A 23836-nucleotide genomic window follows, 5' to 3' on the forward strand; every position below is an offset into this window, starting at 1 on the left:
CCGTTCCCGCCAGCCCTCTACTTCGTGATGCATTCCGATTCGCGCCGCCGCCATTCCGACCCCGCCGACGAAGCGCCCGAGCCGCCAAGCAAGAGCAGCCTGAAGCGCGAGATGCATGCCTTGCAGGATCTCGGCGAGCAACTCGTCGCGCTCTCTCCCGAGCGGCTCAAGAAGGTACCGCTGCCCGAATCCCTCTACGAAGCCATCCGCGACGCGCAGCGCTTCAAGATGGAGGCGCGCCGGCGCCAGATGCAGTACATCGGCAAGCTGATGCGCAATATCGACCCCGGGCCCATCCAGGCTCAGCTCGACATCTTCAACGGCAACTCCGCGGCCGAAGTGGCGAAGATGCACCGCCTCGAGCGCCTGCGCAACGAACTGCTGGAGGACGAGAAGGCGATCGGCGCCATTGCCGACGCCTGGCCCGATGCCGACCTGCAATACCTGCGCACGCTGCGCCGCAACGCGCTCAAGGAGCGCGAGGCGGGCAAGCCGCCCAAGGCCTTCCGCGAGATCTTCCGCGTGCTGCGCGAGCTGGAGGAGGCCGCAACGCCACAGGAGGACGTTGCGGCAGGCGACGGGGAAGCCGACGGCGCGGACATCGAGCGCAGGCGGGAGCAACCATGAGTGATCACCTCCGCATCGGCCTGGTTTCGATCAGCGACCGCGCGTCTGACGGGCGCTATGAAGACCAGGGCATTCCCGCGCTGAAGGACTGGCTCGGCAGGGCGCTGACCTCCCCCTGGAGCGCAGAGGCGCGGCTGATCCCCGACGAGCGCCCGCTGATCGAGCGGACACTGATCGAACTGGCGGACGATGCGGGCTGCTCGCTGATCCTCACCACCGGTGGCACCGGGCCGGCGCCGCGCGACGTCACCCCCGAAGCCACGCTGGCGGTGGGCGACAAGGAGATGCCCGGCTTCGGTGAGGAGATGCGCCGCATCAGCCTGAATTTCGTGCCGACGGCGATCCTGTCGCGCCAGGTGGCGGTGATCCGCGGCAAGAGCCTGATCGTCAATCTGCCCGGCCAGCCCAAATCCATCCGCGAGACCCTCGAAGGGGTGCGCGCCGCCGACGGCAGCGTGCGCCATGTGGGCATCTTTGCCGCCATCCCCTACTGCGTCGACCTGATCGGCGGGCCCTACATCGAGACGGACGAGGCGGTGATCAAGGCCTTCCGGCCGAAGAGCGCCATCCGCCCCAGGCAGGCCTGAGTGGGGCGCGCCGGCCGCGCCTCACTTGCCCGTCGGCACGATGCGGATCACGCGACCCTTGTAGGCCGGCACCGGCGGCGGCACCGCTTGCTGCCGGCGCCGTTCGAGTTCGCGCCACCAGGCGCGCAGGACCAGCAGCCAGGCCAGCGCGAAGGCGTACAGCATCGGCTCGCGCACGTCGGCCTTCACCAGCCACCAGTAATGGACCACGCCGAGGATGGCGATGCCATACACCGAGCGATGCAGCGCCTGCCACTTGCGTCCGCCCAGGCGGCGGATGGACCAGGCGTTGGAGGTGAGCGCCAGCGGCGTCATCAGCACCAGTGCGGCAAAGCCCACGGTGATGAAGGGACGCTTCAGGATGTCGTGCGCGATTGCCATCCAGTCGAAGAACTGGTCGAGCCACACATAGGTCGTCAGGTGCGCGCAGCCGTAGGCGAAGGCGAACAGACCCAGCATGCGGCGCAGCCGCAGCAGCCAGTTGAGGCCGGTGAAGCGGCGTAGCGGCGTGACGCACAGCGTGATCAGCAGGAAGCGCAGCGTCCAGTCGCCGCTGGCGCGGGTGATGGTTTCGATCGGGTTGGCGCCCAGCGTGTCGTTGTGCCAGCCCAGTGCGAGGCGCAGCGCCGGCAGCAGGCAGAGGGCGAAGAGTGCCGCCTTGATCCATGCGATCTGCGTGCGGCTGGGCATTTGCAGCATGTTCATCATTGCGTTGGGGCTCAGCGTCAGGCTCAGAAATTGGCGCGCAGGTCCATGCCCTGGTAAAGGCTGGCAACCTGCTCGGCGTAACCGTTGAACATCAGCGTCGGCCGCTTGCGGAACTCGCCGATGCGCCGTTCGGTGGCCTGGCTCCAGCGCGGGTGGTCGACCTGCGGGTTCACGTTCGAATAGAAGCCGTACTCATGCTTCGCCGCCTTGTTCCAGGCGGTGGCGGGTTGCTTGTCGGTCAGGCGGATGGTGACGATGGATTTCGCGCTCTTGAAGCCGTACTTCCACGGCACCACCAGCCGTATCGGGGCGCCATTCTGGTTCGGCAGCACCTCGCCGTAAAGGCCCATGGCGAGCAGCGTGAGCGGGTGCATCGCCTCGTCCAGTCTCAGACCCTCGGCGTAGGGCCAGTCGAGCACCGGCAGGCGGCTCATCACCTTGGGGTCGTACAGGGTGACGAACTCCACGTACTTCGCACTGCCCAGCGGCTCGACCTGCTTCAGCAGGCTAGCGAGCGGAAAGCCGACCCACGGGATCACCATCGACCAGCCTTCGACGCAGCGCAGGCGGTAAATGCGCTCCTCGAGCGGCGCCAGACGCAGCAGCTCGTCGATGTCGAAGGTGCGTGGCTTGCCGGCGAAGCCTTCGACCCGCACCGTCCATGGGCGCGTGGCCAGGCGGCCGGCGTTCTCGGCCGGATCGCTCTTGTCGGTGCCGAACTCGTAATAGTTGTTGTAGGTGGTGACGGCTTTGTAGGGGGTCTTCTCCTCGCTGGTGCTGAACGGCGAGGCGGTCAGCGGGCCAAGCTTGGGCGCCGCGTTCGTGGCCGCCTCGGCGCTCGGCAGCGCGCCGCCGAGCGCGCCGGCAGCAAACAGCAGGCCGGCATCGCGCAGGAATCGGCGGCGGTCTTCGAACCGGGCGCGGGGCGTGATTTCGGACGGCAGGATGTCGGAAGGACGTTGGATAAGCATGGTTGCGGGGCTCGGTCGGGGTTGATTCATCGGCTGCCGGGCAAGGTCGCTGGCGCGCCTGGGTCTGCAGCGATGTCGCGCCGCCGACGCCATGGGGTGGCGCCTGTCGCGGCTGTCGCTTGTGTTGCCTGCTGAACTGTGACGCCCGCGGCGCGATTCGGTTCAAGGGGCGAGTTGTCGATACACCTTCGCGGCTACCGGCAACAGCAGCTCGCGCGTGGTCTTGCCCGACAGCGCGCAGGCGAAGCCGCGATCGACCCAGTGGAAGATCGCGATGCCGTGCTCCTCGGCAAGGCGGAAGCCGGCGGCGGGGTCTGCCGCCTGTCGGGCGCTGATGAAGAGGGTCAGCCGTTCGCCATTGCCATCCACGTGCATGAACCGGACGCCGGTGATGCGTGCGCCTTCTTCGTATGCAAGCTCGTCGAGGCCGAGGAGCAGCCACACTTCGCGCGGCTCGGCCGGCAGCGCCTGCAGGCAAGGCGCGTTCATTCCCTTTCTCCGCGGAATTTCGCGCAAAGGCAGCGGGGCGGCGACTTCGGCTAGAATCCAGCTCTTCCCTTTGATTTAGCACAGACTGCCAGCATGCCTGCTTCCATGAAGATCCATATCGACGACGTCCGCATCAAGGAGATCAAGGAACTCGTGCCGCCGGCCCACGTGCTGCGCGAGTTTCCGGCCACCCCCAGGGCGGCGGAGGTCGCCTACGATGCGCGGCAGGCGATCCACCGCATCCTTTACGGTGCCGACGACCGGTTGCTGGTGGTGATCGGGCCTTGCTCGATCCACGATGCCCAAGCGGCTCTGGAATATGCGCACAAGCTCAAGGCGGAGGCCGACCGGCTCAAGGACGACCTGCTGATCGTGATGCGGGTGTACTTCGAGAAGCCGCGCACCACCGTGGGCTGGAAGGGGCTGATCAACGATCCTTACCTGGACAACAGCTTCCGCATCAACGAGGGCGTGCGGCTGGCACGCAAGCTGTTGTGGGAGATCAACGAGCTCGGCCTGCCCGCCGGCACCGAGTTCCTCGACATGATCACGCCGCAATACATCGCCGACCTCATCAGCTGGGGCGCGATCGGCGCGCGCACGACCGAGAGCCAGGTGCATCGTGAGCTGGCATCCGGCCTGTCTTGTCCGGTTGGCTTCAAGAACGGTACCGATGGCAACGTGAAGATCGCGGTGGATGCGATCAAGGCGGCGCAGTCGCCGCATCATTTCCTGTCGGTGACGAAGGCGGGGCATTCGGCCATCGTGTCGACGCGCGGCAACGAGGATTGCCATGCCATCCTGCGCGGCGGCAAGAGCACCAACTACGACGCGGCGAGCGTCGAGGCGGCGTGCAAGGATCTGGCCGCGGGTGGCGTGCCGGCGAAGGTGATGATCGATTTCTCGCATGCCAACAGCCGCAAGCAGCATCGCCTGCAGATCGAGGTGGCGCGCGACGTGGGGATGCAGATGGCGAATGGGGACGATCGCATCATCGGCGTGATGGTGGAGTCGCATCTGAAGGAGGGGCGTCAGGACCTGATGCCGGGGAAGGAGCTCGAGTACGGCAAGAGCATCACCGATGCCTGCATCGGCTGGGAGGACAGCGTGGTCGTGCTCGACGTGCTGGCCGAGGCGGTGCGCCAACGCCGGGTGAAGCGGGCAACCCAGTTCGAGTGATTGGTCTGCTGCAGTGACGTCAGGCATGAGCCCGCCGCGTGCGGGCTCTTTTCATATGCTTCGGATTGAACGCGTGATGCGTCCCCCGCCGTGGCAGTCGCACGGGGCCTTCCCTCTGCCGGCTGCGGAACTCGCCCTTCGGGCTCAGACAGTCCTCGCCGGCGCCGGGAATGCCCCGCACGCCTGCCACTACCGAGCCTGGAGCGCACAGGTTGGTGCGTGCCACTGCGGGCGATGGACCGATCCGCGCTGAATCATGCGCAAGATCATCCACTGCGACTGCGACTGCTTCTACGCCGCGGTCGAGATGCGCGACGACCCTTCGCTCGTCGGCGCGCCGCTGGCGGTCGGCGGGCGGGCGGAGGAGCGCGGCGTGATCGCCACCTGCAACTACGAGGCGCGGGCCTTCGGCGTGCATTCGGCGATGTCGACCGCGCGCGCACTCAAGCTGTGTCCGCAACTGATCCTGCTGCCGCCGGACTTCACCCGCTACCGCGAGGCTTCGCGCCGCATCCTGGCGATCTACCGTGACTACACGCCGCTGGTGGAGCCGCTGTCGCTGGACGAGGCCTATCTCGACGTGACCGGCGTCGACCGCTGCCGCGGCTCGGCGACGCTGATGGCGCAGGAGATCCGTGCGCGCATCCGCGAGGAGGTGGGCATCACCGCGTCGGCCGGAATCGCGCCGAACAAGTTCCTGGCCAAGGTGGCGAGCGACTGGAAGAAGCCGGATGGGCAGTTCGTGGTGCGGCCGCAGGATGTGGATGCCTTCGTCGCCGCGCTGCCGGTGAAGAAGATTTTCGGCGTCGGCAAGGTCACCGCGGCAAAGCTGAACCGGCTCGGGGTGCACACCTGTGGCGACCTGCGCGCGTGGAGCCTCGCCGACCTGGCGCGCGAGTTCGGCAGTTTCGGCGCCAGCCTGCACCGGCTGTGCCGCGGCATCGACGACAGGCCGGTGCGGCCGGACCGCATCCGCAAGTCGCTGTCGGTGGAGACGACCTACACCGTCGACCTGCCTGACGTCGCCGCCTGCCGCGAGGCGATGCCGGCGCTCATCGACGAGTTCAGGCGGCGCTTCGCACGGGCCCGGGAGACGCGGCCGGTGCACAAGGCGGTGGTGAAGATCAAGTTCTCCGATTTCAGCCAGACGACGGTGGAGTGTGTGTCGAGCGCGCCGGACGACGCGCTGTGGCTGGCATTGCTCGACGAAGGCCATGCGCGGCGTGCGCGTCCGGTGCGGCTGCTGGGAGTGGGCGTGCGCTTCGCGGAGGAGGAGGAAAATTCCGGATCGCATGGCCAGATCGGGCTGTTCGACGACGCGTCGGCGTGCGACGATATCAGCGAGCCGGACATTCAAACGACAAACCGACCTTCGAGGTCATCATCATGACCGAGCCGACCTCCGCCGCTCTCGAGGATCCGCAGCCTCACCCGCCCGCCGTCGCCATCGACGAAGCCCACGTCCCGCACGAACGCCCCGTCAGTCTGCCGGCCCTCTACAAGGCGCTGTGGCATCACGCGGAAGGGATGCGCAAGGTGATCCTGGGCGCCTTCCTGCTGTTGCTCGCATCGCAGCTCTTCAAGCTGTTCGTGCCCTGGCTTGCCGGCAATGCAATCAACGCCATCCAGTCGGGCGGCCTGGGTTCGCTGCCTTCTGCGGCACGCTGGCTCGCGCTGGTGTTCGCTGCCATCGTCGCGAGCTGGCTGCTGCACGGGCCGGGTCGCATCCTGGAGCGCAACGTCGCGCTGAAAGTGCGTGAGCGGCTGTCGGGCCTGCTCGTGGGGCGGCTGATGTCGGCCCCGCTGTCCTGGCACGAGAGCCATCATTCCGGCGAAGTGACCCACCGCGTGCAGCAAAGCACCCATGCGCTGTACGACTTCGCGCAGAGCCAGTTCATCTACCTGCAGAACACCGTGCGGCTGGTCGGCCCGATCATCGCGCTGTACCTGATCTCGTCGCTCGTGGGCTGGGTGGCGATTGTCGGCTACGGCCTCATCGGCCTGCTGATCACGCGCTTCGACCGCGTCATGATGCGCCTCGCGGTGGACGAGAACCGCGCCGAGCGCGCGTATTCCGCTGCGCTGGTGGATGTGCTGGGCAATGTGCTGTCGGTGCTGGCGTTGCGCCGCGGCGAAGGCGTGACGCGGCTGATCGGCGATCGGCTGGTGGCGGTGTTCGGCCCGCTCAAGCGCAGCATCGTGCTGAACGAGGTCAAGTGGTGCTCGGTGGATCTGCTCGCGAGCATGCTGTGGTGCGTGCTGGTGGCGGTGTATGCGGCCGAGGCTTCGGGCGCGATCGGCGGCGCGGCGGTGGGCGCAGCCGCGTCCGGTATCGCGCTGGGCAAGGTGTTCATGGTGTACGAATACGCGCAGCAGGCGGGCGGCGTGATCACCGCGATCGCCGCGCATTTCCAGTCGCTGGCGCGCCAGCGCGCGGATTACGCCGCTGCGCAGCCGCTGTTCGAGGCGCGCGAGGTCGAGGTGCCGGTGGTGCGTTCTTCCTCTTCGGACCACTGGCAGCGCCTGCAGATCGAAGGACTGCGCTTCGCCCATGCCGGCACGCGCGAAGGAGCGGGTCTTTACATCGACAACCTCGAGCTCGAGCGCGGCCGCCACTACGCCCTGATCGGCCCGAGCGGCGGGGGCAAGAGCACGCTGCTGCGGCTGCTTGCCGGGCTCGACGAGGCAGCCGAAGGCTCGCTGCATTTCGATGGCGCGCGCGAGTCCGATCCGGCGTCCACGCTGCGCACCATCGCCACGCTGATCCCGCAGCAGGCCGAGATGTTCGAGGGCACGCTGGCTGAAAACCTGCTGCTCGGCGGCAGCGCGGGGCCGGAACGCATCGCCGCGGCGTTGCGTGCCACCTGTGCCGATCCGCTGGTCGATGGCCTCAAGAGCGGGCTCGCCACCCGTGTCACCGAGGGGGGCTCGAACTGGTCAGGCGGCCAGCGCCAGCGTCTGGCTCTGGCGCGCGGGGTGCTGGCGGCCGAAGGTTCGTCGCTGGTGCTGTTCGACGAACCCACCAGCAGCCTCGATCCCGAAACCGAGGCGAAGGTGTACTCGCGGCTGTTCGAGCATTTCGCCGACGCCACGCTGATCTCGTCGGTACACCGCCTGCACCTGCTCGACCGCTTCGACGGCGTGATCCTGATGCGCGCGGGCAGGGTGGAGGCGACGGGAAGCGCGTGGCAACTGGCTCAGTCTTCCGCGCTGTTCCGCGAGATGCTGGCCGCCCAGGGCGAAGCGAGCACGGGAAGCTGACGCGCCGCAGTGCCGGCTGGCACCGCAGGGTCAGGTCTCCGACGGGGATGGCGTCGCTCCTGCGAGAACGTTCAGAGCGAGGACCACGGACAGCAAACGACAACGCCACCCGAAGGTGGCGTTGTTCATGCGATCGAGATGGAGTCGATCAGAAGCTGTGGCGCATGCCGACGGCGAACTCCGTCTTGTCGCCCAGTTGGGCGCCGTCCTTGACCGCGTTGCTGTACTGGCTGGCGTAGGCATACAGGCTGGTGCGCTTCGACAGCCCGTGGTCATACACCACGGCGAAGCCGCTGCGGTTGTCGTCGTAGGTCGCGCCAAACTCATTGGCATTGCGGGCGTCGTTGACGCGCTGATAGGTGGCCATCAGCTTGCCGGCGGTGCCGATCGGGGCGCTCAGGCCGACCAGCCAGGCGCGCTCGGTGTCGGCGCTGTCCTTGAAGCTGCGGTTCTTCAACTGGCCGTAGCCGAGGTGGGCCTTGACCACGCCGAAGTCGTAGGTGGCGCCGAGGGAGACGTTCTTGATCGTCTCGTCCGTGGTGGCAGTCTTCGTGCTGTCGGAGGGGCGGGCTTGGTCATAGGTCAGCACCGCCATCAGCGGACCGTTGCGATAGCGCAGGCCGGCCGAGACCGCACGCTCGTTGTTGCTGCTGCCAGCAACTTCCGAGCCGTCACGCCGGGTCGAATAACCCACCGCGCCCTGGAAGCCGGAGACGCTCGGCGAGAAATAGAACACCGAGTTGTCGAGGCGTTCGGCGACGTTGTCGTAGCCGAAGATCGTCTTCGGGTTGGCCTGCGAGTAGTTGGTGCCCCACGGCGTCACGCCGCCGCCGAACCATTCGTAGCCCAGGGCGTTCTGGCGGCCGGCACGTACTTCGCCGAACCCGCCCGACACGCCGACCCAGCTCTGGCGGCCGAAGGTGCGTCCGCTCTGGTCCGATTCGCCGGTGTCGGCCTTGATGCCCTGTTCGAGCAGGAAGTTGGCCTTCAGGCCGTTGCCCAGATCGTCGGTGCCGCGGAAGCCGAGGCGCGAACCCGACGAGATGCCGCTGTCGATCGCGCTGCGGTTCTTCTGACCGTCGGCCTTCTGGTACAGGTAGCCGAGATCCATGATCCCGTAGACCGTGACGTTGGTCTGGGCGAAAGCAGCGCCGGACAGGCCCGCGGCAATGGCGCCGGCAATGAGAGTCTTTGTCACTGTTGGATCCTGATGTTGAGGAAGGATGGGGAAAGGCGAGCGGGCCCGCACCTGCGGGCCGTTCGACGCTTTCGACTCTGACAGTGAAATGTGACAGCCTGGTTAAATGGTTGTTATTTGCAACAGAGAGGCGGGCGAGCTGTGGCGCAACCCAGACAGTGTTGCCGTGTCCAGTGCGGGAGATGCGGACACGCCGCCGCCGGCTCGCCGCGGGTCAGGCGTTCTTGCGCTTCTGCCACAACACGTCGCCACGGCCGCCGGCGCGGTTCAGCACGCGGCCGAGCACGAACAGCAGGTCCGACAGGCGGTTCAGGTACTGGCGCGGGCCGTCGTTGACCGCTTCTTCGAGCGCCAGCGCAACGAGGGCACGCTCGGCTCGGCGGCACACGGTGCGCGCATGGTGGGCGAGCGCCGCGGCGCGCGTGCCGCCGGGCAGGATGAAATCCTTCAGCGGCTCGAGCGGCTCGTTCAGACGGTCGAGCTCGTTCTCGAGATGGGTCACCTGCTTGTCGGTGATCATGCTCATGCCCGGGATGCAGACCTCGCCACCGAGGTCGAACAGGTCGTGCTGCGCGTCGGTGAGCAGGGCGCGCACGTCCTCCGGCAGTTCCTCGCACAGCAGCAGGCCGATGATGGCGTTGGTCTCGTCGACTTCACCCAGCGCGTGGATGCGCAGGCTGTTCTTCGATACGCGCTTGCCGTCGCCCAGGCCAGTGGTGCCGGCGTCGCCGGTGCGAGTGTAGATCTTGGAAAGGCGGTGTCCCATGGCAGTCCTTGTCGGTGGTTGACGTGAACGTCAATTATAGGGGAACGGCTGCCCGAGGCTATCCGGTCGGCCGCTAAGCTCATGATAAACTTGCGCATTCGCCCGCAATGCGGGGCTACTCCTCAAAAAACGACGCCAACGCCGATGAAATCCGCCGAAATCCGCGAAAAGTTCCTCAAGTTCTTCGAATCCAAAGGCCACCAGATCGTGGCCTCGTCGTCCCTGGTGCCGCACGAGGATCCCACCCTGCTGTTCACCAACGCCGGCATGAACCAGTTCAAGGACGTCTTCCTCGGCTTCGACAAGCGTCCCTACACCCGCGCCACCACGTCGCAGAAGTGCGTGCGCGCCGGCGGCAAGCACAACGACCTCGAGAACGTCGGCTACACCGCGCGCCACCACACCTTCTTCGAGATGCTGGGCAACTTCAGCTTCGGCGACTACTTCAAGCGCGACGCCATCTCCTACGCGTGGGAACTGCTCACCGAGGTCTTCAAGCTGCCCAAGGACAAGCTGTGGGTCACCGTGTATGCGGAAGACGACGAGGCCTACGACATCTGGACCAAGGAAGTCGGCGTGCCTGCCGAGCGCGTGATCCGCATCGGCGACAACAAGGGCACGCGCTACGCGTCCGACAATTTCTGGATGATGGGGGACACCGGCCCCTGCGGCCCCTGCACGGAAATCTTCTACGATCACGGTGAGCACATCTGGGGCGGCCCCCCGGGATCGCCCGAGGAAGACGGCGACCGCTACATCGAGATCTGGAACAACGTGTTCATGCAGTTCAACCGCGACGAGCAGGGCGTGATGCATCCGCTGCCCAAGCCCTCGGTCGACACCGGCATGGGCCTGGAGCGCATCTCGGCGGTGCTGCAGGGTGTGCATGCCAACTACGAGATCGACGTGTTCCAGGCGCTGATCAAGGCCGCTGCGCGTGAGACTTCCGGGGGCGACATGGACTCGCCGTCGCTGAAGGTCCTGGCCGACCACATCCGCGCCTGCTCCTTCCTGATCGCCGACGGCGTGATCCCGGGCAATGAAGGGCGCGGCTACGTGCTGCGCCGCATCATCCGCCGCGCCATCCGCCACGGTTACAAGCTGGGCGCGCGCGCCGCCTTCTTCCACAAGCTGGTGCCCGACCTGGTCGCCGAGATGGGCGCCGCCTACCCTGAGCTGAAATCCGGCGAGAAGCGCGTGATGGACGTGCTGAAGCAGGAGGAAGACCGCTTCTTCGCCACCATCGAGAATGGCATGGCGATCGTCGAAGCCGAACTCGCGGCGATGGAGGCCGCCGGTGCCAAGGTGTTCAATGGTGATACCGCATTCAAGCTGCACGACACCTTCGGCTTTCCGCTCGACCTCACCGCCGACATCTGCCGCGAGCGCGGCGTGACGGTCGATGCGCTCGCCTTCGACGCCGCGATGGCGCGGCAGAAGGAGCAGGCGCGCGCCGCCGGCAAGTTCAAGATGGCCGCCAACCTGGAGTACGACGGCCCCGAGACCGTGTTCCACGGCTACCAGGTGCTGGAGGAGAAGGGCAACATCCTCGCGCTGTACAAGGATGGCGTGGCGGTCAATGAGCTCGTCGAGGGCGACATGGGGGTGGTGGTGCTCGACCACACGCCGTTCTACGCCGAATCCGGCGGCCAGGTCGGCGACCGCGGCGAGCTGCGCGGCGCGGCCGGCATCTTCGGGGTGGAAGACACGCAGAAGATCCAGGCCGCGGTGTTCGGCCACCATGGCGTGGTGAAGACCGGCAAGCTGGCGGTGGGGCAGGGCGTTGCGGCCCGGGTGGACGTCGCTGCGCGCGCCGCCACTGCGCGCAACCACTCGGTCACCCACCTGATGCACAAGGCGCTGCGGGAAGTGCTCGGCGCCCACGTGCAACAGAAGGGCTCGCTGGTCGACCCCGACAAGACGCGCTTCGACTTCGCCCACACCGCGCCGATGAGCGCGGAGGAAATCCGCGAGGTGGAGGAGATCGTCAACCGTGAGGTGCTGGCCAATGCCGCCACCGAAGCGGCGGTGATGGCGCTGGAAGATGCGCAGAAGTCCGGCGCGATGATGCTGTTCGGCGAGAAGTACGCCGACGAGGTGCGCGTGCTGAGCATCGGCAGCTCGAAGGAATTGTGCGGCGGCACGCACGTCGCGCGCACCGGTGACATCGGCCTGTTCAAGATCGTGTCCGAAGGCGGCGTCGCGGCTGGCATCCGCCGCGTCGAAGCCGTCACCGGCGAGAATGCGCTGCGCTATGCGCAGGAGCAGGAGCGCCGCGTGCAGGGCATGTCCGCGCTGCTGAAGGTGCAGCCCGACGAGGTGTCCGAGCGCGTCGCCGGCATCCTCGACAACGTGCGCGCGCTGGAGAAGGAACTCGCACGCCTGAAGAGCAAGCTCGCCTCCAGCCAGGGTGACGACCTCGCCAATCAGGCGGCCGAGGTCAAGGGCATCAAGGTGCTCGCCGCGATGCTGGATGGCGCCGACGTGCCGACCCTGCGCGAAACCATGGACAAGCTGAAGGATAAGCTGAAATCCGCGGCCATCGTGCTGGCCGCGGTGGCCGACGGCAAGGTCAGCCTGATCGCCGGTGTCACCGCCGACCAGACCGGCAAGGTCAAGGCCGGAGAACTGGTGAACTTCGTCGCCCAGCAGGTCGGCGGGAAGGGCGGCGGCCGTCCCGACATGGCCCAGGCCGGCGGCACCCAGCCGGAGAACCTGCCGGCGGCGCTGGCCGCAGTGAAGGACTGGGTGGCCGGGAAGCTTTAAGCCGGCCAGCCGGCAGCGGGCGACGTCAGTGCCGCCCGCTGCCGGAGGATGTCAGCCGCGGCCCGCCGGTGCAGGCAGCCGTCCAGGTTCGGGCCAGGTTCGGCAGGATCGAAACAGGGCCTTGAGTGCCCCGCCCGCTATGCGGATGGCTGCCGCGATGCCGAGGCCGTGCCGCCGCGCCACAGCCAGATGGATGTGATCGCCAGCAGTAAGCTGGCTGCCGCACTGGCCAGGCCCAAGGCATCCCATCCCGCGATTCGTGCGTCGCCGATGAGCCGCACGAGCAGCGGGCCGGCGATCTGGCCCGCGGCAAAGCCGGTGGTCATGCGGGCCAGCAGCGGTGTCGGATTCCCGGGCATGCGCTCGCGGGCCAGTTGGAGGCCCGCCATGGTGGTGACCATGAACGTCCCGCCGACCAGAACCGCAGAGGCTGCAAGTACCCACAAGGCCTGCTGCAACAGCGGAAGCGCGGTCCCTACCGCCATCACGCCCTGCGCGATCGCCCAGACCTTCCGGCGCGACCAGCCATGCAGCCTGTGCGCGGCAAAGGCAACGGACAGCGCCGCCGCCGTGCCGAAGATGGGCCAGGTGAGCCCGAACACGAGAGGGTCGGACACCAGTTGCCGCGCCATCGTGGGCAGGAAGGTCGCGGGGACGATATAGCCGAAGCCGAACGCGCTGTAGCAGAGCACCACACCAAGATTCCCGCTCGCGGCTGACGGCGCTGCCGGCCTTCGTGCGTCGACAGGGCCTGAAGGCGCCGAGGCGGCGGGCTGCCGCGGCAGACTCCGGATGACATGCGCGGCGCCGACGATGGCGAGCAGCCCGAGCTCCATCCAGAGCGACACCGCGGCCTGTGCGCCTCCCAGCCACGTCATGAGGCCCGTTGCGGCGATGCCCAGACCGACTCCGGTGTAGATCCATCCCCCCAGGGAGGTGGCGTTTCGACGCGCCAGTTCGGGCAGGCACCAGCTACTGGCACACACCAGCACCCAGGCGCTGAAGACGCCCGCGCTGCCCCGCAAGGCGAGGCCCAGCCAGGGGAGCGACACGTTTCCCCAGGCCATCGCGAGGGTCGTCGCGGCGACACCGATAAGCCCGATCTGCAAGCCGTGCCGGGGGCTGCGCGCAAACCACGACGCGCTGAGCGCCCCGAGGAGGTAACCGATGTAGTTCGCAGTCGCCCATTCCGTTCCGGTCACGGCATCGAGGCTGCCATCGCGCAGCATCAGCGGCATCAACGGCGTGAAGGCGAACCGGCCGATGCCCATGGCGATGGCCAGCGCAACCAGGCCGATGAGGACGATCGACCTGGGCGGCAGCGACGATTCGGAGCGTGCGACCATATTGAAATTAGACTCCGATGGCTGTGGTGGCCGTCCCGCAAGGCTGCGGTAACAGGTGTCGCGATCATGCCGACCCGGATGCGGGACAATGCCGTCTCGGGGTCAAGCTGATGTAAGGTTAACGAATGAAACCATTATCCGACAACCGCGCGCTGCGCACCGACAACCTCCACTCCGACCGTCGCTTCGGCGTCGAGCACGGCGGAATCCACAAGCCGATCCACACCTCGGTGCAGTACGCGTTCGACCGCGTCGAGGACCTGATCGGGGCCTTCCAGGGTACCTACAAGGGAGGCTACCAATACGCCCGTCAAGGCACGCCGACAACGGCCGCTCTCGAAGCCAGGATCACCGCGCTGGAGGATGGAGTGGGCACGGTGTGCTTCGCCACCGGCATGGGCGCGATCGCCGCGACCTTCCTCACGCTGCTGCGCGCGGGCGACCACCTCGTCGCGAGCCGGTACATCTTCGGCAACACCAACAGCCTCCTCGACACGATCGGCGGCCTGGGTGTCGCGGTCGACAAGGTTGACGCCTGTTCGGTCGAGGCGGTCGCGGCAGCGATCCGGCCTGAAACGCGCATGGTCTTCGTCGAGACCATCGCCAATCCGCGGACCCAGGTCGCCGATCTCGCGGGCATCGGCCAGTTGTGCCGCGAGCGCGGGCTGATCTACGTGGTCGACAACACGATCACGTCGCCGGCGCTGTTTCGGCCGCGCACGGTCGATGCGAGCCTGGTGATCAACTCGCTGACCAAGACGATTGCCGGCCACGGCGAAGCGCTCGGCGGTGCCGTCACCGATACCGGACTGTTCGACTGGGCTCGCTACCCGAACATCTTTCCGGCCTATCGCAAGGGAGACGCCCAAGCCTGGGGTCTGCTGCAGATCCGCAAGAAGGGCTTGCGCGACATGGGCGCAACGCTCGCGTCGGACCAGGCGCATCGCATCGGCATCGGCAGCGAGACTCTGGCCTTGCGCATGAAGCAGAGCTGCAGCACGGCTCTCGCGCTGGCGCGGTGGCTCGAACAGCATCCGAAGGTCGGCGCGGTGCATTACCCCTTCCTGCCGTCACACGCCCAGCATGAGCGCGCCACGACCCTCTTCACTGCCGGGTCGTGGCTGTTGAGCTTCGAACTGCGCGACCCTTCGTCCATGGTCCACGTGCTCAACCGCCTCAGCTTGCCGCTCAAGGCCACTGGCCTTGGCGACACGCGCACCCTGGTCATCCCGGTCGCACCGACCATCTTCTGGGAAGCGGGCCCCGAGGCGCGCGCCATGATGGGCATTGCCGAAGGCTTGATCCGCGTGTCGATCGGTCTCGAAGACGAAGCCGACCTGATCGCGGATTTCAACCGCGCCCTTGAGTGACTGGCTTTGCCGGCCTTCGATCGCTTGGTGCTCCTGCCGAATGACGCTTCGTCCATGAATCGCGCGAGGTGCGGCGTGCGCCGATGGGCGCAGCCGCCGCGGGCGGCCGGACATTGACGAGGGCGGCCGGTGGCAGCTGCCGGCTCTCAGATCCGGTGTAAGCTCGAAGCCTTGCCTGTGGTCGAGACCGATCCACCTTCCAGGAGCCTCCATGCGCCGACTGCTGCCTCTGCTCGCCTGTGTTCACCTGCCCGTCGCGCTGGCTGCCAGCCCGCAGGACGTCACCCTGCCGTCGGGCGTCATCGTCCAAACCTACCGCGAAGGTGAGAGTGGTGCTTCGCCGACGCCGGCGGACGTGGTGCGGGTGCATTACCAGGGCACGCTCGCCGACGGTCGGCAGTTCGACAGCTCCTACACCCGCGGGCAGCCGGCGGAGCTGCCGCTGGAGGCGCTGATCCCGTGCTGGAAGGAGGTGCTGCAGCGCATGAAGCCGGGTGGCGCGGTGCGGATCGTGTGTCCGCCCGAGACTGCCTATGGCAGCCGCGGCGTGGCGGGCAAGATCCCGCCCGACAGCACCCTCAGCTTCGTGATCGAGCTGCTCGAGGTGAAGCACTGAGCAGGGTGGGAGCCCCCCTCGTCCGCATCGATCGGTGTGGCTTCCGGCACACCGCTGCGCGCGGATGTCCGTGCGCGGCGGGGGCGACTTACTGCGCCGGAATCGGATGCTTGGTGCGCAGTTCGTCGATCGCGACGTAGGTGAGCTTGGCCTCGGTCACCTTCACCACCACCGGGTTCTCAGGGTTGCGCCGCGCATAGACTTCGACCTCGACCGTCACCGAGGTCGTGCCCACGTGCACGATCTCGGCATAGAAGCTGACGACGTCGCCGACCGACACCGGCTGCTTGAAGACGAAGGAGTCCACCGCCACGGTCGCCACCTTCGAGCGCGCCTGGCGGATGGCCGGTACGGCGCCGGCGATGTCGACCATGGACATGATCCAGCCGCCGAAGACGTCACCGGCCGGGTTGAGATCGGCAGGGAAGGGCACCACCCTGAGCACGAGTTCCTTGTCCGAGGGTTCGGCGCAGCCGCCGGGGGCGCATGCCGGGTCGGCTTCGCCCACCAGCCGTTTGTTGCCTTCGCCATCGACCGCGACATAGGTGAGGCGCGCCTCGGTCACCTTGACGATCACCGGGTCGGCCGGGTGGCGCTCGGCGAACACATGAACGTCCACCGTGATCGAAGAGCGGCCGACCGAAGCCACCGTCGAGTAGAAGCTCACCACGTCGCCGACCGACACCGGCTGCTTGAACAGGAAGGAATTCACCGCAACCGTGACCACGCGCGAGTTTGCGCGACGGATCGCCGGTATCGCCCCGGCGACGTCGACCATGGACATGATCCAGCCGCCGAACACGTCGCCGGCCGGATTCAGGTCGGCCGGCATCGGCATCACGCGCAGGGCGAGGTGTTCGTCCGATGGAATCTCGGTCACTGCGATCGGGTGGTCGGCCATGAATTTCTCCTGTGCGGGGTCGTCTCGACTTCAGGACCGATCATGCCAAGAAACGCCCCTGCGATGTTGGAATGCCGCGTGGAATGCCGCGCGTGCAGGCTCAGCGCACCGCGTAGCGCTCCAGCCAGTGCGCATAAGGCGCAGGGAGCACCCAGGACGGGCGATCGATGCCCAGCGTGCGCGCGGTGTGGTACGACCAGTGCGGGTTGGCGAGGTGGGCGCGGCCGACCATCACCAGGTCGAGCTGGCCGTTGCGCACGGTAGCGTCTGCCAGTTGCGGCGTGTCGATACCCCATGCCGAGGCCACCGGGATGCCGGCCTCATTGCGCACGCGGCCGGCGATCGGCGCGAGGAAGGCGGGCGCCCAGGGCACCTGGGCGGTCGGCGTGGAGAAGCCGACGCTGACGCTGAGCAGATCCAGGCCCCGCTGCTTGAACTTGTGCGCGAGCTCGATGGACTCGGCCAGTGTCTGCTCGTCGCGGCCGTCGAACTCGATGACGCCGAAGCGCGCGGTCAGTGGCAGGTGCTCGGGCCACACTTCGCGCACCGCGGCCAGCGTTTCGAGCAGGAAGCGGCTGCGGTTCTCGAAACTGCCGCCGTAGGCATCGGTACGCTGGTTGGCGTGGACCGAGAAGAAGCTCTGGCCGAGGTAGCCGTGGGCGAAGTGCAGCTCCAGCCACTCGAAGCCGGCGTCGCGCGCGCGGCGCGCCGCGGCGACGAAATCCGCACGTACGCGGGCGATGTCGTCCAGCGTCATTGCACGCGGCACCTTGGGCAGATGCGCGCCGAAGGCGACGGCCGAGGGCGAGATCGTTGGCCAGCCGCGTGGATCGTCCTCGGCGATGTGGTCGTCGCCTTCCCACGGGCGGTTGGCGCTCGCCTTGCGGCCGGCGTGGCCGATCTGGATGCCGGGCACCGCCCCGGCGGCCTTGATCGACGCGGCGATGGGCGCGAGCGCCTCGGCCTGCGCGTCGTTCCACAAGCCCAGGCAGGCGGGGGTGATGCGGCCTTCCGGTGACACCGCGGTCGCTTCCACGATCACCAGGCCGGCACCGCCGCGGCCGAGGCTGGCGAGATGCACGCGGTGCCAGTCGTTGGCGACGCCGTCGGTCGCCATGTACTGGCACATCGGCGGCACCGCGATGCGGTTGCGCAGGGTCACATCCTTGAGTTTGAACGGTTCGAACAGGGAAGACATGGGTTCGGTTTCCTTGAAGTGAATCGGGGGCGATGGAGCGTGGGCGAGTCGGGTACGGCTCACAGGCAGGCTTCGAGCACGCGGCGGCTCAACGCCAGGTCCATGTCCTGGCGCTCGCCCAGCGCCGTCATGCCGTGGGCTTCGAGCTGGGCGAGCAGGCGCGGTACGGCCTCGGCACCGATGGCGTAGTCGGCGAAGCGCGTCTTGAAGCCGAGCGACTCGAAGAAGGTCCGCGTCTGCGCGATGGCGGCGTCGATGCGCTCGTCGGCGCCGCCCGAATGGATGTTCCACACGCGCGCGGCGTACTGCAGCAGCTTGTCGCGCTTGGCCTCGCGGCGCAGGTCCATCATCGCCGGCAGCACGATCGCCAGCGTCTGCGCATGGTCCAGGCCGTACAGCGCGGTGATCTCGTGCCCCAGCATGTGCGTTGCCCAGTCCTGTGGCACGCCGGCGCCGATCAGGCCGTTCAGCGCCTGGGTGGCGGTCCACATCAGGTTGGCGCGCACGTCGTAGTCCTGCGGGCTGGCCAGCGCGCGCGGCCCGATCTCGATCAGCGTCTGCAGCAGCGCTTCGGCGTAGCGGTCCTGCACCGGCGCGTTGGCGGGGTAGGTCAGGTACTGCTCCATCACGTGGATGAAGGCGTCCACCACGCCGTTGGCGACCTGGCGCGGCGGCAGCGAGTAGGTCTTCACCGGATCGAGCACCGAGAACACCGGGAACACGAGCTCGCTCGAGAATGCGAGCTTCGCCTGCAGCGACTTGCGGCTGATGACCGAGAAGCAGTTCATCTCCGACCCGGTCGCCGGCAGCGTGAGCACGCAGCCCATCGGCAGGGCACGGCTGACGACGCTGCCGCCCTGTTCCAGGATCTGCCACGGCTCGCCGTCGTACGGCGCAGCGGCCGCGACGAACTTGGTGCCGTCGATGACCGAGCCGCCACCGACCGCGAGCAGGAAATCGAGTTGCTCGCTGCGGATCAGCGTCACCGCCTCGATCAGCGTCTCGTAGCTTGGGTTCGGTTCGATGCCGCCGAAGCGGCGTATCGTGCGCTGGCCCAGCGCGGCCTCGACTTCGGCCAGGGTGCCGTTGCGCTCGGCGCTGCCGCCGCCGTAGAGCAGCAGCACGCGGGCGTCGGCGGGCACCAGTTCGTCGAGGCGGGTGATGCTGCCCTGGCCGAAGACGATGCGGGTGGGGTTGTAATAGTCGAAGTTCTGCATTGCGGGCTCCTTTGTCGCGTCGTGCGCGGCCTTGGATGATAAGAATTAGACTGGTCGTCTAGTTGTCGGGCAAAATCTTGGTAAGGGCAGGTCGATCATGCGGACAGCCTCTGCAGGGTGGCGGCCCAGGCCTGGTCAAGTGGGCTGGCATTGCGCTGCAGCTTGGCCAGCAGGCTGGCGCCCAGCCACATCTGGTAAAGCATGCGCGCGCTCGCATCGGCATCGAGCGGCGGCAGGGAGGCGTCGGCAACGCCGGCGGCGATGCAGCCGGCCAGCCGTCCGATGATGCGCTCGGTACCATCACGCAGCGTCACCCGCATCGCCTCCGACAGGTCGGCGACTTCGGCACCCAGCTTCACCACCAGGCATTTCTGCTCGTCACCTTCTTCCGCCTGCGTCGCACGCCACTGCTGGAAATAGCGCAACAGGCGCTCGCGAGCAGTCAGGCCGGGCGCCTCGAGGAGGGCGTCGAGCTGGCGCAGGTAGCTGTCGAAATAGTCCTCCAGCAGCGCCTGGCCGAACAGTTCCTTGGACTTGAAGTAGTGATAGAAGGAACCCTTGGGCACCTCGGATGCCTGCAGCAGCTCGTTCAGGCCGACGCACGAAAAACCCTTGGCCGCGATGATGCGGTTGCCGGTGTCGAGGATGTGCTGGCGGGTATCGGCGTAGCGGGAGCTCATGCTTGGCATTCTAGGTTCAATTAGACCGGTCGTCTAGATTTGAGGCGGTAGCGCGGGCAATGGGGTGTGGATTCGATGGGCGCCAATGCCTCCTGCTGGCGTGGCCGGGCCTCGATGCATCGCGACGTCGCAGACCGGCGCCCCTGAAGGGAGGGGCGCCGGCCTGTGGCAGGCGGCGTCAGAACGGCAGTGCCAGTCCGGGCCAAACGCCGTCGATGGCGGCGCGGAAGGCGGCCTGGATGCGTGCCAGCGCGGCCGCATCGTCGGCCTCGAAGCGCAGCACGACGACCGGCGTGGTGTTCGACGGACGCGCCAGGCCGAAGCCGTCGGCGTATTCCACGCGCACGCCGTCGATGGTGATCGTCTCCGCCGCGCCGTCGAAGCGCGCCGCTTCCTTCAGCCGCTTGACCAGCTCGAAGGGCTCGCCCTCGGCCATCTTCAGGTTCAGTTCCGGCGTGCTCACCGCGTTGGGCAGCGCCTTCAGCGCGGCGTTGGCGTCGGCGCGGGCGGACAGGATCTCCAGCAGGCGCGCGCCGGCGTACAGGCCGTCGTCGAAGCCGTACCAGCGCTCCTTGAAGAACATGTGGCCGCTCATCTCGCCGGCCAGCGGCGCCCCCGTTTCCTTGAGCTTGGCCTTCACCAGCGCGTGGCCGGTGTTCCACATCGTCGGCCTGCCGCCGCGGGCGCGGATCCAGGGCGCGAGGTTGCGGGTGCATTTGACGTCGAAGATGATTTCGCCGCCCGGTACTCGGCTGAGCACGTCCTCGGCGAACAGCATCAACTGGCGGTCGGGGTAGATGATCTCGCCGTCCTTGGTCACCACGCCCAGGCGGTCGCCGTCGCCGTCGAAGGCCAGGCCCAGCTCGGCATCGGTGTCGCGCAGCGCGCGGATCACGTCCTGCAGGTTCTCGGGTTTGGACGGGTCCGGGTGGTGGTTGGGGAAGCTGCCATCGACTTCGCAGAATAGCGCCACGACCTCGCAGCCGAGCCGTCGGAACAGCTCTGGGGCGATGCCGCCGGCGACGCCATTGCCGCAGTCGACGACGATCTTCAGCGGCCGCGCCAGCTTCACGTCGCCGGCGATGCGGTCCACGTAGGCGGCGGCGACATCGGCCTGGCGCAGCGCGCCCGGCGTGGCGGCGCGCACCAGCTCGTCGTCGGCGATGCGCCGGCGCAGCGACTGGATCATGTCGCCGTACAGCGTCTGGCCGCCGAGCACCATCTTGAGGCCGTTGTAGTCGGGCGGGTTGTGGCTGCCGGTGACCGACACGCAGGAGTCGCAGCCGAGCTGATAGGCGGCGAAATAGGTGAGCGGGGTGGGCACGCAGCCAATGTCGATGACGTCGACACCGGCGGCGCGGATGCCTTCGGCCAGCGCGCCGGCCAGCGCCGGGCCCGACAGGCGGCCATCGCGGCCGACCGCGACCGCCTTCTGGCCACGCGCCACGGCTTCGGAGCCGAGCGCATGGCCGATGGCGCGCACCGCATCGGGGGTGAGCACGGTGTCGACGATGCCGCGGATGTCGTAGGCCTTGAAGATTTCGGGGGCGGGCAGGGCGTGCAGGTCTTGGGTCATGTCGGGATCCGGACGGAGCGGGTGATCTGTGACAAAAATCGGGGTTTCTCGGTGCGATGCAGCGCGCGCGAGTATGTCATGTCGCGCCATCGAGCTTCGTGTCGAAGTGCTTCATCAGCCTTGCGGCGAGCCAGTCCTGGCAGCCAGGCCAGGGGCCGGCCAGAAAGCCGACATGTCCGCCGTCGGCGGAGCGTTCGAACGCCACCGCAGGTGACAGCTCGTCGGCCGCTGGCAGCGCTGCCAGCGGCACGAAGCTGTCATTGGCGGCATTGAGCAGCAAGGTGGGGCAGGTGATCGCGCCCAGCCAGGGCTTGCTGGAGGCACGGCGCCAGTAGTCGTCGGCGCCGGCAAAGCCGTGAACCGGCGCGGTATAGGCGTCGTCGAATTCGTACAGGTTGCGTGCGCGACGGATGCGCTGAGCGTCGAACAGGCCGGGATGACGCTCGCACTTTGCCAGCGCCTTGCGCTTCAGCGTGTCGAGGAAGTGCAGCGTGTAGAGGCGGTTGAAGCCGCGGCCAAGTGCATGGCCGGAGATCGTCAGGTCGAGCGGCGGGCACACCGCGGCGGCGGCCTGCAGCAGCGAGCCCGCCTGCGCGCCGCGCTCGCCCAGCCACTTCAGCAGCGCATTGCCGCCCAGCGACACGCCGGCGGCGAACAGCGGCGCGTCGCCGGCGATGCCCCGCAGGCGGCGCAGGATCCAGTCGATCTCGTCGCTGTCGCCGGAGTGATAGGCGCGCGCCAGCCGGTTCGGCGTGCCCGAGCAGCCGCGGAAGTGCGGCACCACGCCGCGCCAGCCGCGCTTGCTGGCTGCCCGCATCAGCGTGCGCGCATAGTGCGAGCGGCTGGAGCCTTCCAGGCCGTGGAACAGCACCAGCAGCGGCGCGTCGTCGCGCCCGCCGGGCGCCCAGTCGAGGTCGATGAAATCGCCGTCCGGCGTGTCCCAGCGTTCGCGGCGGTAATCGGGCAGCGGCCCCTTGCGGGCCAGCGGCCAGATCGTCTGCAGGTGGCTGCCGGGCAGCCACCAGGGGGCCTGGTAAGTGGGCGGATAACTCATCGTCAGTGGGAGCGGGAGCGGACGAGCGGAGTCGGATCGCAGGGCTCGTCAAAAGCAAACGGGGGCGTGACGCCCCCGTGCCTGATCCAACTTCAGCGTTCCGCCAAGCTCAGTGATGGCCCTTCGGGCGCTCGCCGGCAAAAACGTAGTGCGCGCTGCAATACGGGCACACCACCTCGCCCGTCTTCAGCACATCGAGGAACACACGCGGGTGCCGCGCCCACAGCGGCGCGCCGGGCGGCGGGCAGTGAAGCGGCAGATCCTTGGCGTGGATCACGACGGCCTGCGTCTTGTCGGTGTTCTCAACCATGGTGGCGTTCCCCTCGGGTCTCAGATGTAAGCGAGCCAGTTGTCGTATTCCGGCGCCTTGCCGCCGACCACGTCGAAGAAGCGCGCCTGGATCTTCGCCGTGACCGGCCCGCGCTTGCCTTCGCCGATCTTGCGGTCGTCGAGTTCGCGGATCGGCGTGACTTCGGCGGCGGTGCCGGTGAAGAAGGCTTCGTCGGCGAGGTAGATGTCGTCGCGGGTCAAGCGCTTGGTGATGATCTCGTAGCCGAGTTCGCGCGCGATGGCGTGGATCGAGTCGCGCGTGATCCCGGTCAGCGCCGAGGCGATCTCGGGTTCGTAGATCTTGCCGTCGCGCACGATGAAGAGGTTCTCGCCCGCGCCTTCGGCGACGAAGCCCTGGTTGTCGAGCAGCAGCGCCTCGTCGTAGCCCTGGCGGGTGACTTCGAGATTGGCGAGGATGGAATTGGGGTAGGTGCCCGACAGCTTGGCGCGCGGCATCGTCGAATTGACGTGGTGGCGGGTGTAGGACGACACCTTGACGCGGATGCCCTTCTCCAGGCCTTCTTCGCCCAGGTAGGCGCCCCACGGCCAGGCCGCGATGATGACGTGGACCTTGGCGCCGATGGTGGAGATGCCCATCTTTTCCGAGCCATAGAAGGCCAGCGGACGGATGTAGCAGGACTCGAGCTTGTTGGCGCGCACGACCTCCTTCTGCGCCTCCATGAGTTCATCCTTGGAAAACGGGATGTCCATCATGTAGATCTTGGCGGAGTTGATCAGGCGCTGGGTGTGCTCGGCGAGACGGAAGATGGCGGTGCCCTTGGCCGTGTTGTACGCGCGGACGCCCTCGAAAACGGCCAGGCCGTAGTGCAGGGAATGGGTCAGCACATGCGTGGTCGCCTCGCGCCACGGAACGAGCTTTCCGTCTTGCCAGATGAAACCGTCGCGGTCAGCCATGGACATGATTCGGATCTCCAACTCGAGAAATGTATGAAACGGCCCGGCCAGCCCGGGCAGAACTTTCAGATTCTAGCGCAA

22 protein-coding genes and 1 pseudogene are annotated in these 23836 nt (G+C 67.4%); 8 read left to right on the top strand and 15 right to left on the bottom strand.

All coding sequences use genetic code 11. The annotated features are described in order from the left end of the window. Positions 1-27 precede the first annotated feature (27 nt). Together yjgA and mog are read left to right on the top strand one after the other, a co-directional pair. On the top strand, positions 28-627 hold the full coding sequence (gene yjgA / locus GH664_RS01230; protein WP_153166481.1) for a ribosome biogenesis factor YjgA: 600 nt from the start codon (positions 28-30) through the stop codon (positions 625-627). Then, entirely contained in the window at positions 624-1214 is a 591-nt protein-coding gene (gene mog, locus GH664_RS01235) for a molybdopterin adenylyltransferase (RefSeq protein WP_153166321.1), read from the top strand. Before yjgA ends, mog begins: the two co-directional genes overlap by 4 nt. Positions 1215-1235: 21 nt before the next feature. On the opposite strand, the gene GH664_RS01240 is transcribed toward mog, so the two are convergent. From GH664_RS01240 to GH664_RS01250, 3 genes are all read right to left on the bottom strand, one after another. Then, entirely contained in the window at positions 1236-1919 is a 684-nt protein-coding gene (locus GH664_RS01240) for a sulfite oxidase heme-binding subunit YedZ (RefSeq protein ID WP_153166322.1), read from the bottom strand. A gap of 26 nt (positions 1920-1945) precedes the next feature. Then, a complete protein-coding gene (msrP, locus tag GH664_RS01245; RefSeq protein WP_153166323.1) occupies positions 1946-2893 on the bottom strand; it encodes a protein-methionine-sulfoxide reductase catalytic subunit MsrP in 948 nt (315 codons plus the stop codon). Positions 2894-3055: 162 nt separating this feature from the next. Continuing rightward, a complete protein-coding gene (locus GH664_RS01250; RefSeq protein WP_153166324.1) occupies positions 3056-3382 on the bottom strand; it encodes a hypothetical protein in 327 nt (108 codons plus the stop codon). A gap of 93 nt (positions 3383-3475) precedes the next feature. Here GH664_RS01250 and aroG point away from each other — a divergent pair, with 93 nt between their 5' ends. The 3 genes from aroG to GH664_RS01265 all read left to right on the top strand — a co-directional run bounded on the left by aroG (position 3476) and on the right by GH664_RS01265 (position 7822). Continuing rightward, entirely contained in the window at positions 3476-4561 is a 1086-nt protein-coding gene (gene aroG / locus GH664_RS01255; RefSeq protein ID WP_153166325.1) for a 3-deoxy-7-phosphoheptulonate synthase AroG, read from the top strand. 256 nt (positions 4562-4817) lie between these two features. Continuing rightward, positions 4818-5951 carry a DNA polymerase IV gene (gene dinB / locus GH664_RS01260; protein WP_153166326.1) on the top strand — a complete coding sequence of 378 codons (1134 nt, stop codon included), beginning with the start codon at positions 4818-4820 and terminating at the stop codon, positions 5949-5951. Then, positions 5948-7822, top strand: a complete 1875-nt coding sequence (locus GH664_RS01265; RefSeq protein WP_153166327.1) for an ABC transporter ATP-binding protein — start codon at positions 5948-5950, stop codon at positions 7820-7822. Before dinB ends, GH664_RS01265 begins: the two co-directional genes overlap by 4 nt. A 148-nt stretch (positions 7823-7970) precedes the next feature. On the opposite strand, the gene GH664_RS01270 is transcribed toward GH664_RS01265, so the two are convergent. Both GH664_RS01270 and GH664_RS01275 read right to left on the bottom strand, forming a co-directional pair. Next, positions 7971-9020, bottom strand: coding sequence for a porin (locus GH664_RS01270; RefSeq protein WP_194270291.1), 1050 nt, complete (start codon positions 9018-9020; stop codon positions 7971-7973). 214 nt (positions 9021-9234) lie between these two features. After that, positions 9235-9786 carry a cob(I)yrinic acid a,c-diamide adenosyltransferase gene (locus GH664_RS01275; RefSeq protein WP_153166329.1) on the bottom strand — a complete coding sequence of 184 codons (552 nt, stop codon included), beginning with the start codon at positions 9784-9786 and terminating at the stop codon, positions 9235-9237. 144 nt (positions 9787-9930) lie between these two features. Here GH664_RS01275 and alaS point away from each other — a divergent pair, with 144 nt between their 5' ends. Further along, complete coding sequence (gene alaS / locus GH664_RS01280; RefSeq protein ID WP_153166330.1) at positions 9931-12552, top strand: alanine--tRNA ligase; 2622 nt, start codon at positions 9931-9933, stop codon at positions 12550-12552. 137 nt (positions 12553-12689) lie between these two features. Here the strand turns inward: alaS and GH664_RS01285 are convergent, their stop codons facing one another. After that, positions 12690-13898 (bottom strand): YbfB/YjiJ family MFS transporter, encoded by a 1209-nt coding sequence (locus GH664_RS01285; RefSeq protein ID WP_153166331.1) that lies wholly within the window; start codon positions 13896-13898, stop codon positions 12690-12692. Positions 13899-14023: 125 nt separating this feature from the next. Here GH664_RS01285 and GH664_RS01290 point away from each other — a divergent pair, with 125 nt between their 5' ends. Together GH664_RS01290 and GH664_RS01295 are read left to right on the top strand one after the other, a co-directional pair. After that, a complete protein-coding gene (locus GH664_RS01290; protein WP_153166332.1) occupies positions 14024-15268 on the top strand; it encodes a cystathionine gamma-synthase family protein in 1245 nt (414 codons plus the stop codon). Positions 15269-15479: 211 nt separating this feature from the next. After that, positions 15480-15884 (top strand): FKBP-type peptidyl-prolyl cis-trans isomerase, encoded by a 405-nt coding sequence (locus GH664_RS01295; RefSeq protein WP_153166333.1) that lies wholly within the window; start codon positions 15480-15482, stop codon positions 15882-15884. Positions 15885-15972: 88 nt separating this feature from the next. Here the strand turns inward: GH664_RS01295 and GH664_RS01300 are convergent, their stop codons facing one another. The 9 genes and pseudogenes from GH664_RS01300 to GH664_RS01340 all read right to left on the bottom strand — a co-directional run bounded on the left by GH664_RS01300 (position 15973) and on the right by GH664_RS01340 (position 23761). Then, positions 15973-16317 (bottom strand): acyl-CoA thioesterase, encoded by a 345-nt coding sequence (locus GH664_RS01300; RefSeq protein ID WP_228111340.1) that lies wholly within the window; start codon positions 16315-16317, stop codon positions 15973-15975. Positions 16318-16389: 72 nt separating this feature from the next. Next, positions 16390-16722: pseudogene (locus tag GH664_RS01305) on the bottom strand (acyl-CoA thioesterase); the annotation flags it as partial. Between the two features lie 163 nt (positions 16723-16885). Next, positions 16886-17983, bottom strand: coding sequence for an NADH:flavin oxidoreductase/NADH oxidase (locus tag GH664_RS01310; RefSeq protein WP_153166335.1), 1098 nt, complete (start codon positions 17981-17983; stop codon positions 16886-16888). A 59-nt stretch (positions 17984-18042) separates the two neighbouring features. After that, entirely contained in the window at positions 18043-19200 is a 1158-nt protein-coding gene (locus GH664_RS01315) for an iron-containing alcohol dehydrogenase (RefSeq protein ID WP_153166336.1), read from the bottom strand. A gap of 95 nt (positions 19201-19295) precedes the next feature. Then, a complete protein-coding gene (locus GH664_RS01320) occupies positions 19296-19880 on the bottom strand; it encodes a TetR/AcrR family transcriptional regulator (RefSeq protein WP_153166337.1) in 585 nt (194 codons plus the stop codon). A gap of 178 nt (positions 19881-20058) precedes the next feature. Further along, on the bottom strand, positions 20059-21456 hold the full coding sequence (locus tag GH664_RS01325) for a phosphomannomutase/phosphoglucomutase (protein WP_153166338.1): 1398 nt from the start codon (positions 21454-21456) through the stop codon (positions 20059-20061). Positions 21457-21532: 76 nt separating this feature from the next. Beyond that, positions 21533-22510, bottom strand: a complete 978-nt coding sequence (locus GH664_RS01330; protein ID WP_153166339.1) for a hydrolase — start codon at positions 22508-22510, stop codon at positions 21533-21535. Positions 22511-22619: 109 nt separating this feature from the next. Further along, positions 22620-22820 (bottom strand): zinc-finger domain-containing protein, encoded by a 201-nt coding sequence (locus tag GH664_RS01335; protein WP_153166340.1) that lies wholly within the window; start codon positions 22818-22820, stop codon positions 22620-22622. 20 nt (positions 22821-22840) lie between these two features. Further along, positions 22841-23761 (bottom strand): branched-chain amino acid transaminase, encoded by a 921-nt coding sequence (locus GH664_RS01340; protein WP_153166341.1) that lies wholly within the window; start codon positions 23759-23761, stop codon positions 22841-22843. Between the last annotated feature and the right edge of the window lie 75 nt (positions 23762-23836).

Origin of the sequence: Thauera sp. 2A1 (assembly GCF_009469595.2) — a bacterium.
Taxonomy (GTDB): domain Bacteria; phylum Pseudomonadota; class Gammaproteobacteria; order Burkholderiales; family Rhodocyclaceae; genus Thauera.